Source organism: Lentzea atacamensis (assembly GCF_003269295.1).
In the GTDB taxonomy this organism is placed as follows: domain Bacteria; phylum Actinomycetota; class Actinomycetes; order Mycobacteriales; family Pseudonocardiaceae; genus Lentzea; species Lentzea atacamensis.
The window spans coordinates 331,137-344,504 of record NZ_QLTT01000003.1; the positions used below are offsets into that span (position 1 = coordinate 331,137).

Below are 13,368 nucleotides of genomic sequence, written 5' to 3' on the forward strand. Positions count from 1 at the left end.
CTCCGGCCCGTTCCGCTACCCCACGATCGGCGTCTGCACCAGGTTCACCACGCGGCGCCGGTTGACGTACTGAGCCCGGCCCTGGATCAACGTCTTCGGCTTGACGTTGCCGATGAACGTGCCTTCCTCTCTGGGGCAGGAGAACATCACGACCGCCGTGCCGAGTTCCCACAACCGCCGCACCAGCGGGTTCATCATCGTGCGGCTCGCGTTGGTGGTGCTCCTGGCGACGATCAGGTGCAGACCGATGTCCGCACCCTGCTGCAGCAACGGCATCAGCGGCGCCATCGGGTCGTTGAAGCCGCTGGACTCCATCAACTCGAAGTCGTCGACCAGGATGAACAACCGTCCACCGGTCCACCAGTCGCGCTCACGCAGCTTGCTCGGCGGAATCTCCGGTCCCGGCACCCGGCTCTGCAGCAGCTCGGCGACCTGCTTGATCGAGGACTCCAGGCCGTCCGTGCTGACCGTGTAGTTCACCTGGTTGTCCTGCGGGACCGCGTCGTGCAGCTCGCGGCGGAAGTCCACGAACATCACCCTGCCGTCGGCCGGGCTGTAGTGCTGTGCCACGGATGCCGCGATGTGCCGCAACAGGTTCGTCTTGCCCGTCTCGGCGTCACCGAAGATCATCAGGTGCGGGTTGGCGTCGAAGTCGTGCCACTGCGGGCCGAGCGCGCCGTCCTCGATGCCCAGCGCCATCGTCACGTCGAGCTGCGGTGCCTCCGCGGTGGGCGGCGGAAGTTCCGCCGCCGTCAGCTGGTTGGGCAGCAGCTGGACCTTCGGCGCCCGCGGTGCCGACGGCAGGTCGAGGGCTTCCGCGATCTCCGCGGTGGCCTCGGCGATGTCCTCGGTGCGGCTGGTGCCGTCGATGCGCGGCAGTGCGGTGAGGAAGTGCATCTTGCCGGTCGTGATGCCGCGGCCGGGCAGTGCCGGAACGGTGGCCGCGAGCCTGCTGTTGACCTCGGACTCGAGCGGGTCGCCCAGACGCAGCTCGAACCGGGTGCCCAGCACGTCGCGCAGCCAGGGCCGCATGTCCGACCACCGGCCCGTCGCCACGACCAGGTGGATGCCGAACCCGAGACCGCGCGAGGCGAGCTCGGTGAAGCGGGGCTCCAGCTCCTCGTAGTCCTGCCGGATCGTGAACCAGCCGTCGACGACCAGGAACACGTCACCGTAGGGATCGACGTCGAGGAACTGCCCCCGCGCGCGGGCCCGGCGGTAGCTGGTCATCGAGTCGATGTTGTTCTGCGCGAACAGCTGCTCGCGCTGGGACAGCAGGTTGTACATCTCCATCACGGTCCGGGTCACGCGGTCGCGGTCGAGCCTGCCCGCGATGCTGCCGACGTGCGGCAGCCGGGCGAGCGGGCTCAGCGTGCCGCCGAAGTCCAGGCAGTAGAACTGGATCTCGGCCGCGGTGTGGGACAGGGCGAGGGCGCTGATGAGCGTGCGCAGCAAAGTGCTCTTGCCGCTCTGGGGACCACCGGCGATGCCGATGTTGCCCTTGGCGCCCGCGAGCTGCGCGGTGAGCAGCTCGCGCTTCTGCAGGGCGGGCAGGTCGACGAGGCCGACCGGGACGGACAACGTCGAGGCGTCGTACTCGCCGACCGGACGCGGGCCGAGCTCCGGGTGGTCGACCAGCGGCGGCAGCAGCTGGTCGAGCGTCGGCGCCTGCTTGAGCGGTGGCAGCCACACCTGGTGCGCCACCGGGCCGATGCCGCGCAGCCGCGAGATCAGCACCTCCAGCATCGTCCTGGTGGTCTGCTCGGCCTGGTCGGGTTCCTGCTCCGCCTCGGCCGGGGTCGCCCTCGGCGCGACGTACTCGGTGCCGAACGCGACGAGCTGCTGCTCGACCTCGGAACGCCGCAGCCGCTTGCTGACCGGCGGGCGGTACGGGCCGGAGCAGTACGCGCCCTTGAACCTGATCAACGATGTCGTGTCCGGGCGCAGGTAACCGTTGCCGGGGTTGTTGGGCAGCTCGTACGCGTCCGGGACACCGAGCACGCTGCGGCTCTCCATGGCCGAGAACGTCCGCAGGCTGATCCGGTACGACAGGTGGCTCTCGATCTTGTGGATCCGGCCCTCGTCCAGCCGCTGGCTCGCGAGCAGCAGGTGCACGCCGAGACTGCGGCCCAGCCGGCCGATCATCGCGAACACGTCGACGAACTCGGGCTTGCTCGCCAGCATCTCGCTGAACTCGTCGACCACGATGAACAAGGCGGGCAACGGTTCCAGCGGCACACCCTGTGCACGAGCGGCCTCGTAGTCACGCCGCGAGGCGTAGTTTCCCGCCGCGCGAAGGAGTTCCTGGCGCCGGTTCAGCTCACCGGTCAGCGCGTCCTGCATGCGGTCGACCAGTTCCAGCTCGTCCGCGAGGTTCGTGATGACCGCGGAGGTGTGCGGCAGCTCGTCGAAACCGAGGAACGCCGCGCCGCCCTTGAAGTCGACGAGGACCAGGTTCAGCTCCTCCGACGAGTGCGTGGCCGCCATGGCGAGCACCAGCGTGCGCAGCAGCTCGCTCTTGCCGGAACCGGTGGCACCGATGAGCAGGCCGTGCGGTCCCATGCCGTCCTCGGCCGCTTCCTTGATGTCCAGCTCGATCGGTGTTCCGTTCGACGTCATGCCGATCGGCACCCGCAGCCGCTTGCGCGCACCCCCGCGGGTCTGCCGGTACGGCACCGGGTCGAACGACCGCAGGTCGCCCAGGCCCAGCAGGCTGGGCAGCTCGTAGTCGCTCGCGAGCGGTTCCTCGTTGTCCTGCACCTCGCCGATGCGGTGGCGCGCGATCAGCCGCGCCAGCGCTGCGGTGGCCTGCGGGCTCAGCGCGTCGGGCCGGCACAGCGGGCTGGTCGACGGCTTGCCCAGCCGGTCGAACGAGACGGTGCCCAGACTCTTGGCGGTCACCTCGACGTGCAGGGTGTGCGGGCGGGCCTGCCAGGAGAGCGCGCCGGAGACGTCGAGCACGACGACGTTGCGGTACCCCTCCTCGGCGATGCGGTGGTCGGCGGGCAGCGAGGCGCCGTCGAGCACGATCACCACGAACGGCTCGTTCGCCGTGATCGGGCTGTCCGGCTCGAACGAGGGCCGGCCGGTGAACTCGACACCACCCAGGAGCTGTTCGAGCTCGCTGATGCTGTCGGTGACCATGCGGCGCGTGCCGCTGGCGTCGCGTGAGGCGGGATCCTGGTTGTGCGGCAACCACTTCACCCAGTCCCAGTGCTCCCGCGCCTCATCACTCACGCACAACGCGATCAGGGCGTCGCCAGGGCCGTGCGCGGTGGCGAGCTGGCCGAGCACGGCGCGCACCAGTCCGCGCACGTCCGCCGGATCGCCCTGGAACTGCAAGCGGGCGAACCCGCGCAGGTACACGGCGATCGGCGCGTTGTCCAAAGTGGAGTAGGCACGGATGAACCGCCGCAGTGCGTGTGCGGACAGCGGTTCGAGGTCTTCCAGCGGCTTGGTCTCCGGCGGCAGCAGCTTGGTCGTGCTGCGCTGCTTGCCCAGTCCGATCCGGACCTCGCCGAAGTCGTCGTGCGCGGGACGGCGTTCCCACAGCCGGTAGCCCATCGCCATGGACCACAGCGAGCCGGGGTGCGGGTGCACCCACAGGGCGGCCTTGCGCTGCTGGGTGAGTGCCCCGCGCATCTTCTCCCGCACCTGACCGAGGTAGCGCACGTAGTCACGCCGGTCGCCGTGCAGCTTCTGCTTGTGCTCCACGCCGGCCCGCAGCAGCTGCGCGAGCAGCATGCCGATCGCGGCGACGAGCATGAGTCCCGCGCCGACCCAGGCCAGCGGGCCGGAGCCGGGCCGGACGAACATCAGGACCATGGCCAGCGAGCTCAGCGCCATCGGCGCGTAGAGCAGAACCGAGCTGATCGCCCCACCTGTGTTCTCCGGCACAGCCGGTGGTGGTTGCAGCTCGATCTCGTCACTGGGCGCCGTCGGACCGGGCCGACGCGCCTTTCTGGTGAATGCCTCGGTGCCCACCGTGACTCTCCTTGGTGAAGGGTTTCCCTCGACGTGGCGTGACGCGGGCCTCGTCCCGGCTGACCGGGAGGTGTGGGAACTAGGTTCCGCGCCAGGTTTTCGCTACTCGAGAGTTGTCGTTCGCCAGGAAGAATCCGGGGCTCGATATGGAAGAACGCACGCAGTCTCGCACAAATGTACCGACCCGGCTACGGTTCGTTCTCGGCGATCACGCGGTGGACGTGGCCCTGCCGGGCGACGTGCAACTGGTCGACCTGCTGCCGTCCGTGCTGGCCCAGTTCGGGAAGGAGTGGGTCGAGCAGAGCGTCGACCACGAGGGCTGGGTCGCGCAACGGCTGGGCGAGTCCCCTTTGGACGAGGACAAGTCCGCCAACGAGCTGAACCTGCTCGACGGCGACACCGTCTACTTGAGACCGCGTGAGGACGCGCTCCCACCGCTCGACTACGACGACCTCGTGGACGGCGTGGCCGAGCGGGTGCGGGCCGACGCCGGTCAGTGGACGCCGAGCCGGACCAGGTGGATGCTGCGGGTCGGCGCGGTCGTCGCGTTGCTGGGCGCCCTCCTGGCGTTGCTGTTCGGTGGCGATCCTCAGTCGTTGTGGCTGGTGCCCGTGGTGACCGGGGTCGTGCTGATCGCGGTCGCGGGTGCGCTGGCCCGCGCCAAGGGCAAGATCGTCGACGGGACCGGGCTCGCCTGCGCCGGGGTGATCTGGGCGGTCACGGGCGGCTGGCTCGCCGCCGTGCAGATCGCTCCGCTGGGAGGTGTTCCCGTCCGGCTCGTGACCGCGGCCGCCACCGGCGTGGTCGCGATCGTGCTGGCCCTCGTGGCAGTCGCCGACGCCGTCCTGATCTTCACCACCGCGCTGACCGCTCTGGTGACACTGCTCTTGCCCGCGATCATCTGGGTGGCGAGCGACCTCACCGCCGCGCAGTCCGCCGGTATCGGCATCGCCGTGAACTTCGTCGCGATCCTCTTCGCGCCCGGCGGCGCGTTCCGGCTCGGCGGGCTGAAGCTGCCGATGCTGCCGACCGACGCGCCGGAGGTGAAGGAAGACATCGATCCGGTGCCGCACAAGGTCGTGGTGGAACGCAGCACGGTGGTTTTCGGTTACCTGAAGGCTTTCTACCTCGGTTACGGCATCACGCAGACCGCGTTGCTGCTCGTGCTCGTCCGGCCGGGCGAGATGTGGGCGATGATCACGGCATCGGTGTGCGCGTTGCTGATGCTGCTGCGGTCGCGCCACCTCACCGGCTTGGTGCCCCGCTGGTCGCTGCTCGTGCCGGCCGGGTTGACCGCTGTGGCGCTGGCGTTGCGCCTGGGCATGCCGGAGGAGCCGTTCATCCGTGCGGTGGCGGTGCTCGCGCCGCTCGTGGCCGTTGGCATCGGGCTGGGTGTGCTGAGCCACTACATGCCCGGTAAGCGGCTGCGTCCCTACTGGGGCCGTGCCGTCGACATTCTCGAGTACGCGACTGCGATCGCCGTCCTCCCGCTGCTGCTGGCGGTGCTGGACGTGTACTCCTGGGTCCGGGGGCTGAGCGGCTGATGCAGTCACGCAGAGATCAGGTCCAGGCTTACTTCTTCGTGGTCGGCCGTTTGGTGGCCGGCCTGGCGCAGGGCAAGCCCGATGTGCTGGAGCATCCGAACCGGCGGTTCAACAACGGCACCGTTTTCGGGGTGCTGCTCGCGTGCGTGATCATGGCGATCTTCGGCATCATCGGGTTGTTCTCGCCGCGTGGCAACAACTCCTGGCGCACCGACGGCGCGATCGTGCTGGCCAAGGAGACCGGCGCGCGGTACGTGTACCTCGGCGGTGAGCTCCGCCCGGTGCTGAACATGGCGTCGGCGATGCTGGCGGCCGGGCAGTCCGGGTCGATGACCACGGTCAGCCAGAACTCGCTGACCGGTGTCGCGGTCGGGGCGCCGATCGGTATTCCCGGTGCGCCGGACGGAATTCCCACCGCGGACCGGGTCAACAAGGCGCAGTGGACGGTCTGCGCACGGCCTCCGGACCGGCAGGCTGTGGTGAGCGCCCCGACCGTGACGTTGCGGCTCGACCAGGAACCGGGACAGTCCGTACCGGACGGCCAGGCGTTCCTCGTGTCCACACCGGACGGTGTCGTGCAGCTGGTGTGGCGGGGAGTGCGCCACCGGATCGCGGACGCGGCCACGCTCGAAGCGCTGGGGTACAGTCAGGAACAGGTGTTGCCGGTCTCGCCGGCGTGGCTGAACGTGATTCCGTCCGGCGTGGACCTGAAGGCGCCGGTGATCGACCGCGTCGGCACGCTGGGTCAGGCCGTGGGCGGCCGCCCGAGCCGGATCGGCCAGGTGTTCCAGGTGCGCAACCCGGCGATCTCGTCCGAGGAGTACTACGTCCTGCGCGCCGACGGGCTGATGCCGATCAGCCGGACGATCGCGGCGATGTTGCTGGCCTCGCCCGAGACGCGCAACGCCTACCCGAACACGCGGGTGGTGCCGATCATCACGGGGCCGGACGCGCTCGCGGGGTTGAAGCTGCTTTCCCCGGCACAGGACGACCTTCCGCCGCAACCTCCCGCCCTGGCGGACCTCGGCGTGGGGATGTCGGCGTGCGCGAGATTCGATCTCGCCGCGGATGACGGACGCGTGCCGCGGCTCGTGCTGGTGCCGATCACAGCGGACAAGGGAGCCGTTGCCCCTGCCGGAAAGCACGTCGTCGGGTCGACTGCGGACCGTGTCGTGATCCCGGCGGGAACCGGGGCACTCGTGCGCACGATGCCCGCTCCCGGCGCCTTGCCGGGCACCGGGTTCCTCGTCACCGATGTCGGCGTGCGCTATCCGCTTTCCGATGAATCTGTTGCCGCGTCACTGAATCTGGGTGGAGCGCACTCCGTCGCCGTGCCGTCGGCGTTGCTCGCGCTGCTGCCCGTCGGGCCCGCGCTCGACCCTCAGCGCGCGGTCACGAGCCAGGTCACCGAGCTCGCCAAGACGGGCTCATGAGGGATCTTCCCCCGTCGATGCCCAGGCGGGTGGATTCCGAAGAAATCGGATGTACGACGGGCATCTAATCCAGTTCAGGCGCCCTTGCGAATGGGTGGCCATTCTCCAGCAGGGACGACAAGGAGATACACGATGAGCAAGACCAGGCTTACTCCCCAGCAGGTCATCGAGATCGCGAACAAGCACTCGCAGGAAGCTGACCGGATCACCAGCGAGCAGCAGCAGCTCCGGAGCAACGTCGCGACGCTGACCTCCATCAACTCGGGCGCCATGATCCAGAAGCTGATCACGGTCCACCAGGAGTGGGACACCAAGACCTCGGAGATCGTCACGACCCTTGGCGAGATGGCCACGACTCTCAACCGGGCCGCCAACACCCTGCAGGCGCAGGACGAGGCCGGCACCTTCTGATCTCCGCCCTAGTCAGTTCTTCTTTCAGCTCGTACCGAATTCTTCAGGAGTGAACCGTGACCGGAGCGATCGTTTACGACTACCAGGCGCTGGCCGACGGCGTGCGCCAGATGCAGAACGCCAACCAGAACATCGAGCAGAACGTCACCGCGCTGAACCAGCAGGTGCAGAGCCTGATGGACTCGTTCGACGGTCAGACCGCGACTCAGTACAACCAGTGCGCCGACCGGATCTTCCGCAAGCTGCGTGAGAGCAACGAGGTGCTCAACCAGATCTCGGTCAACCTGAACCGGAACTCGAACAACATGAACGACGCCGACCGCTCGACGGCAAGCACGTTCAACTTCTGAGCCGCGCTGGTGGTGCCGGACGGTTCACCGGCCGGCACCACCAGCCCCGTTTCGACGAAAGGCCCACGACATGGCCAACGACGGCGGCACCAAGACGTCCATCGACCCGGAAGCCGTGCGGGCGATCGCCGCTCGCATGGGCGTGCTGATGGACGATCTCGGCCCCTTCCAGCAGCTTCTCTCACTGCCCGCACACGCGGGCAACTTCTCCACGGCGACGTGGCTGGAGAAGCTGCTGCTGGATCGCAAGAAGAAGCTGTCGCTGCACGCGGAAGAGCTGAACAAGCTCATGCACGAGGTGGAGACGAGCCTGCTGAAGGCCTGCTCGAACCTCGAGGACACCGACAAGTGCAACGCCAACAATCTCTAGTACCTGGTGGCAGTTGACCGTCAGCGCCCCCGGTGCTGGCGGTCGCTCGTTTGTGGACGGTCGTGGTGCGGGAACTCGACTTCGTGAGGGCGGTTCGGCGTGACAAGTCCTGAAGGCACGGACCCGGCGGCGGCCGGCGGTGGCCTCGACGCCGACAGCATCCAGTCTCTCGCCCAGTTCAAGGCGATGGCGGGAGACGCGCTCAACCCCAGCGCGCCCGTCTCGTTCGATGCCCTGGCTGTCGCGTTCGAGGTGGCGAGCGAACGGCTGTTCCAGTTCCGCCGGTCCTTCTGGGATGAGACGGTCCAGATGGGTGAGGCGCTCAAGGGGCACACCGGCGACCAGTTCCAGAGCTTCGCCGACGACGTGGTCATGAAGCGGAGCCAGCTCGTCCAGGAGACCGTGTCTCTTTACCCGAACGCGCTGCGAAGCGCCTCCAAGGCCCTCGTCTTCTTCCAGACGAAGGTGGCCGAGATCGAGGCCCAGTTCGCCAACCGGGTCAAGGAGTACGGCAAGCAGGTCACCAAGCTGGCCGACGCGATGGCGACGCTGGAGCAGGAGTTCGACGCCGGTACGTATCTCCGCGCGGTGATCGAGCGCGACGAGCAGAACAACCTGTTGCCAGAGCTGCGCAGGGCGTTGCTCGACCTGTCGTCGAGCTACCAGAGCACCGGTAACAGTCTCACCGACTTCCAGAGCAACATCGTCTCGCCCGGGGCGGGCTCCGGTGGGAGTGGCCCGGGTACCGGTGGCGGTAGCAGCATCATCGACCTCGGTAAAGGTGGCGGCGTCGACATCTCGAACGGTATGCCGCCGTTTTTCGGTCCTCCCGTGGCGGGTACGGGGACGGGCGATGGCCAGGGGGGCGGGCAAGGTGGTGGGCAAGGCGGCGGGCAAGGCGGCGGCCAGGGTGGTGGGCAAGGCAGCGGCCAGGGCACAGGTGGCGCCACGGGAGGCGGCGGTGGCACGGGCTCCGGTGCGAACTCCAGCGAGCGGGCGAACGATCCGGCCACGAGGAAAGCCATGGAGGAAGCCAAGAAGGCCGCTCACGACGCCATCCAGAAACTGATCGACGAGACGAAGGGCGACTCGCCGGAGGCACAGGCGCGCCGTGAGGCGTTGCAGCAAGCCCAGCGGGAGCTGGACAGCGCGCTCGGCGGCGCGGCCAGCGGCACCGGCGGGACGGGCTCGGCCGTCATGGATCCGGTGCGGCGGCAGGCGATGGAGGACGCTCGGCGGGCCGCCACCGACGCGATCAACGATCTCGAACGCCAGTCCGGCACCGGTGACCCGACGCGCCAGGAGGCGTTGACGCGGGCGAACCAGATCGCCAACGACGCGATCACCCGGCTGCAGAACGGTTCGGCCGGCGGCGGCGCCGGGTCTGGAGCCGGTGGGGGCTCGAACGGGGTCATGGGTGTCGGTCCCGGTGTCAGTCTCACGGGTTCTGGTCCGAACTCCCGTGGGAAGGGGACCGATCCGGCCAGGCAGAAGGCCATGGAGGAGGCCAGGAAGGCCGCGAACGACGCCATCCAGAAGCTGTCTGACATGACGCCGGGCGACTCGCCGGAGGCGCAGGCGCGCCGTGAGGCGCTGCGGGAAGCGCAGCAGGCGATCAACGACTCCCTCGGAGGCGGCGGAGGCAGCGGAGCCGGAGGCAGCGGAGCCGGTGGAAGCGGTCCGGGAGGCGGGAATACGCCGTCGTCGACGGATCCCGTGCGGCAGCGGGCGTTGGAGGACGCTCGGAGGGCGGCAGGCGAAGCGATCAACGCGCTCGCCAACCAGTCCGGCGGGGGAGGAGGAGGCTCGGATCCGTCGCGTCAGCAGGCATTGGCGGATGCCAATCGGATCGCCAACGACGCCATCAACCAGTTGCAGAACCCCTCGGCCGCCGGAAGCGGTATTGGCGGTGGTGCTGGTGGCGGCAAGACGGGGCCGACGACTTCATCGAACGGGCCCACTGGCGGTAGTGGTGCTGGTGGCGGTACTGATCCTGCGGCTGCGGAGCGGGCGCGGCAGGCGGCTGCGGCCGCGGGGGCCGCGCGTGATGCGATCTCCACGATCGATGGCTTGGCCAATGGCGCTGGCGGTAGTGCTGGTGTCGGTCCTGGTGTGAGTCTCGGTGACGCTGGTCTCGGTGGCGGTACTGGTGGCGGTACTGGTGGCGGTGCCGGCGGTGGTACGGGCGGTGGCGGTACTGGCGGTGGTGCCGGTGCCGGTGGCGGTGGTAGTGCTGGTGGCGGTACTGATCCTGCGGCTGCGGAGCGGGCGAGGCAGGCGGCGAACAAGAGCGCCAGCGACGCGATCGAGCGGATCCGTCAGATCGGCAGCGACTCCGGTCTCGGCGGCGGGTTCTCGACGGACGGCACGTCGCCCCTGGCGAGCTTCCTGTCCGGAGGTGCCGGTGCCGGTGGCGGCGGGTTCGGCACTGGTGTCGGCGGTACGCCACGGTTCGGTGTCGACGGCGTCGGCAAGGCGGGGACGCCCGCGGAGATCACCGCCGCCGCGCAGCAGAAGGGCTACCAGGTTCCCACCCGTAGCGGCGTGGTCGGCGTGCCCACGACCATCTCGCGCGGCCCCGCCGGTCTCGACATGGGCGCGGGCATGATGCCGCCGCCGATGGGTGGCGCGGGCGCCGGTATGGGTGCCGGGCAGGAGAAGAAGGACCGGGAACGCACCGTCTGGCTCACCAGCGACGGCAAGGACTGGGAAGAAGACGACGAGAACTGCGCGGGGCCATCGACCCTGGGACGGAGCTGAGCAATGGCGACGCGGAACCCCGACCTCGCGATCGCGGGCGAGGTCAGGAACCTGAACTTCGAGCAGGTGCGCGCACGGGTGGCGGCGGCGGATCCGCACACCTTCTACCGCAAGGCGGCCGCGTTCGAGCAGACGGTGGAACAGCTCGAACTGTTCGGCGACCAGCTGCGCCGGTACCGGGCGGAGCTCGAGTCGGTGTGGCACAACGGCGACCCGCGGCAGTTCGAGTGGGTGGACCGGGTGCTCCGGCACGTCGACGCGCTGACCGCCGGCCTCCGCGAGCCGAGCTACCCGGCGGCGTTGCGTCACATCGGCGACGCCGTCGCGAGCAGCCAGCAACGTCTGCGGGGGCTCGAGAACCACAACGCGACCACGCCGGACGAGCGAGTGTCGCAGGCACGGGACGAGCACGCCCGGCAGATCCTCGCCGATCTGTCCACTTCGTACGTCCAGTTCGGATCTCCGCTGGCGGAGCTGCCCGAGCGCAGCGCGACCGGAGTACTGATCCAGGTTCCGGTCACGCCGGCGGAAGGGGCGGCCGCACACCACGTGATGGCGATGACGCCTGTGGGTACGGCGCGCGGTTTGGGCGAGGGCTTCCGCCCGGCCGTCTCGGCGTCGGCGTCTCCTGTGGACGGTGGCGTGCCGCGCTCGGCCGCCGCGGAGCCGTTCGGCCGGCTGTCTCACTTGGCCACGTCGCAGCCCATGACGGTCAAGGCTGATCAGCCCGAGAAGTTCGGCGGGTTCGCGACCATGGCACTGCCGGCGGAAGCTGCCGTGCCGCTTCTCGCGTCCGCTGCGCCGGCCGCTGGTGGCAACGCCAGGAAGGACAGTGCTGGCAGAGCGGAGAAATCCGTGCAGCGACTCGAAGGCGGGCTGCCTGCCAATTCCCAGGCGCCGCCGCTCGTCAACGCGAACGCCGCACTGCCGGCGACGGTCTCCGCGGAGCCCGCGGCGGCGGCCTCACGGGCGGCCGGTGGCGCACACCCCGTGACGGTGGCCGGGCAGTCGGTGACGGTGGCCGGACAGTCCGTGACCGGCGTTGCCGCTACCGCCGTGCCCGCGACCGCGCCGGCCGCCCACCACGCGGTGCCCGCGGTGGCCTCCGGTGCCCCGGCGGCGCTTCAGTCCACGGGGGTTTCCCCCGTCATATCGGCCGCACCGGCACCGGCACCCGCTGCCGCACCCCCCGCGCACCCTAATTTGGCCCCCAGGCCGCCGCTTCCCGGTGAGTTCCCCGCGATGTCGACGTCAGTCGGTGGGTCCGCAGCCCCACTGGGCGACGTGCACGGGGGCATGAACTCCACCGCCGCGTCGGCCTCGACGGGCGCGGTTCCGCCGCCTGCGGCCGTCGGTGCGGGCTCGATGGCGGGTGCGCCTGTGTCGCGTGTGGACAGCACGTGGCTGCGGGCCGACCCCGGCACGTGGTCCGCGAGCGGTGCCCAGGGCGCGGCCGCCAAGCCGGGCCACGGGGCAGGCGGTGGTGGCTGTGTGCCGACCGGTGTCATCGGTCATTCGGAGAGCGGGAAGGGCGAGGCGCGATGACGGACTTCGCGGACTGGATGGCCGAGTACCAGCAGCTCCAGCAGAGCAACGCGGCCATCACGGACGACTTGTCCCGGCTGCGACGTGAGCTCGCGGAGCTGCTGGAGGAGATCGAGCGGGAAGCCGCGGCGAACTCCGTCCAGATCCACAACGGGGAAGGTGAGACGCGATGACCGACTGGTTCTCCCAGTACCGAACCCTCGAAGAGGCCAACGAGGCCGCGATGGCGTCGGTGGAGCGTGAGCAGCGCAAGATCTCCGAGCTGACCCGTCAGATGGACGAGAACACGACGACGGTGCGTTCCAAGGACCGTTCGTTCACGATCGACTTCGACGGCCGCGGCGAGATCACCGGGTTCAACTTCGTGGGCACCAAGTACCGCACGATGGCGCCGGCCGAGTTCAGCCACCTGCTGGTGCAGACGATCAAGGCCGGCAAGGCCCTGTGCATGCAGAAGCTGGCGGAGTCCATGGGGGACGAAATCCTGCCCGGCGTCACCTTCACCGACCTCGCGAGCGGCAACCTGAGCGTCGAGGAGGTCTTCGAGAAGGTCGTCTCGCCGTTCCTGGGCGAGGAGTACAGCGACGGCATCCTCGGCCGCCCGGCCGCGGGCGAGAAGGAAGAGAAGCGCAATGGCTGACCGGACCTCCATCGACATCGACGGCACGCGCGCGGTGATCGCGCGGCTCCAGGAGCTCGGCCTGAACTTCGAACAGGCGGCGGCGACCTTGAAGGACGCGGCGTCCCGCTACGACGGCTGCTGGGGCGACGACGAGTTCGGCGCGGCGTTCGCCAAGGCCTACGCGCCCAACGCCGCCAAGTCGATCGAGTACGTCGCCACGCTCGCCAAGAACCTCGGCCTCACGGGGGAAGCCGTCACGAAGGCGATCGACAGGCTCGTTCAGACCGACGCCAACAACGCCGCCCGCACCTGACGAGCTCCGTCGCGAGCCATCTGAGGAAGAGCTCCC

General features: G+C 69.3%; 11 protein-coding genes. 10 read left to right on the forward strand and 1 reads right to left on the reverse strand.

The annotated features are described in order from the left end of the window. Window positions 1–15: 15 nt before the first annotated feature. The gene (gene eccCa / locus C8D87_RS16280) at window positions 16–3,984 is read right to left on the reverse strand and encodes a type VII secretion protein EccCa (RefSeq protein ID WP_112227288.1); all 3,969 of its coding nucleotides are present in this window, start codon (window positions 3,982–3,984) and stop codon (window positions 16–18) included. Window positions 3,985–4,130: 146 nt separating this feature from the next. Here eccCa and eccD point away from each other — a divergent pair, with 146 nt between their 5' ends. The 10 genes from eccD to C8D87_RS16325 all read left to right on the forward strand — a co-directional run bounded on the left by eccD (window position 4,131) and on the right by C8D87_RS16325 (window position 13,332). Beyond that, window positions 4,131–5,528: a type VII secretion integral membrane protein EccD gene (eccD, locus tag C8D87_RS16285; RefSeq protein ID WP_109638145.1), complete on the forward strand. Its 1,398-nt coding sequence runs from the start codon at window positions 4,131–4,133 to the stop codon at window positions 5,526–5,528. After that, window positions 5,528–6,961, forward strand: a complete 1,434-nt coding sequence (eccB, locus tag C8D87_RS16290) for a type VII secretion protein EccB (protein ID WP_109638146.1) — start codon at window positions 5,528–5,530, stop codon at window positions 6,959–6,961. Before eccD ends, eccB begins: the two co-directional genes overlap by 1 nt. A 132-nt stretch (window positions 6,962–7,093) precedes the next feature. After that, a complete protein-coding gene (locus tag C8D87_RS16295; RefSeq protein ID WP_170155021.1) occupies window positions 7,094–7,372 on the forward strand; it encodes a WXG100 family type VII secretion target in 279 nt (92 codons plus the stop codon). 56 nt (window positions 7,373–7,428) lie between these two features. Next, on the forward strand, window positions 7,429–7,722 hold the full coding sequence (locus C8D87_RS16300) for a WXG100 family type VII secretion target (protein ID WP_109638148.1): 294 nt from the start codon (window positions 7,429–7,431) through the stop codon (window positions 7,720–7,722). A gap of 70 nt (window positions 7,723–7,792) precedes the next feature. Continuing rightward, window positions 7,793–8,092, forward strand: coding sequence for a hypothetical protein (locus tag C8D87_RS16305; protein ID WP_109638149.1), 300 nt, complete (start codon window positions 7,793–7,795; stop codon window positions 8,090–8,092). Window positions 8,093–8,191: 99 nt separating this feature from the next. Next, window positions 8,192–10,852: a hypothetical protein gene (locus tag C8D87_RS46895; RefSeq protein ID WP_215732328.1), complete on the forward strand. Its 2,661-nt coding sequence runs from the start codon at window positions 8,192–8,194 to the stop codon at window positions 10,850–10,852. A gap of 3 nt (window positions 10,853–10,855) precedes the next feature. Then, on the forward strand, window positions 10,856–12,397 hold the full coding sequence (locus tag C8D87_RS16315; RefSeq protein WP_112227289.1) for a hypothetical protein: 1,542 nt from the start codon (window positions 10,856–10,858) through the stop codon (window positions 12,395–12,397). Next, a complete protein-coding gene (locus C8D87_RS45910; RefSeq protein ID WP_170166444.1) occupies window positions 12,394–12,570 on the forward strand; it encodes a hypothetical protein in 177 nt (58 codons plus the stop codon). Before C8D87_RS16315 ends, C8D87_RS45910 begins: the two co-directional genes overlap by 4 nt. Continuing rightward, entirely contained in the window at window positions 12,567–13,037 is a 471-nt protein-coding gene (locus tag C8D87_RS16320; RefSeq protein WP_112227290.1) for a hypothetical protein, read from the forward strand. The genes C8D87_RS45910 and C8D87_RS16320 overlap by 4 nt, the downstream gene beginning before the upstream one ends. Then, a complete protein-coding gene (locus tag C8D87_RS16325) occupies window positions 13,030–13,332 on the forward strand; it encodes a hypothetical protein (RefSeq protein WP_112227291.1) in 303 nt (100 codons plus the stop codon). Before C8D87_RS16320 ends, C8D87_RS16325 begins: the two co-directional genes overlap by 8 nt. Window positions 13,333–13,368 lie beyond the last annotated feature (36 nt).

Coding starts and splice junctions, on each gene's coding strand:
- C8D87_RS16305 (WP_109638149.1), top strand. CDS start 7,793: ATGGCCAACGACGGCGGCACCAAGACGTCCATCGACCCGGAAGCCGTG.
- C8D87_RS45910 (WP_170166444.1), top strand. CDS start 12,394: ATGACGGACTTCGCGGACTGGATGGCCGAGTACCAGCAGCTCCAGCAG.
- C8D87_RS16320 (WP_112227290.1), top strand. CDS start 12,567: ATGACCGACTGGTTCTCCCAGTACCGAACCCTCGAAGAGGCCAACGAG.
- C8D87_RS16325 (WP_112227291.1), top strand. CDS start 13,030: ATGGCTGACCGGACCTCCATCGACATCGACGGCACGCGCGCGGTGATC.
- eccB (WP_109638146.1), top strand. CDS start 5,528: ATGCAGTCACGCAGAGATCAGGTCCAGGCTTACTTCTTCGTGGTCGGC.
- C8D87_RS16295 (WP_170155021.1), top strand. CDS start 7,094: ATGAGCAAGACCAGGCTTACTCCCCAGCAGGTCATCGAGATCGCGAAC.
- C8D87_RS16315 (WP_112227289.1), top strand. CDS start 10,856: ATGGCGACGCGGAACCCCGACCTCGCGATCGCGGGCGAGGTCAGGAAC.
- eccD (WP_109638145.1), top strand. CDS start 4,131: ATGGAAGAACGCACGCAGTCTCGCACAAATGTACCGACCCGGCTACGG.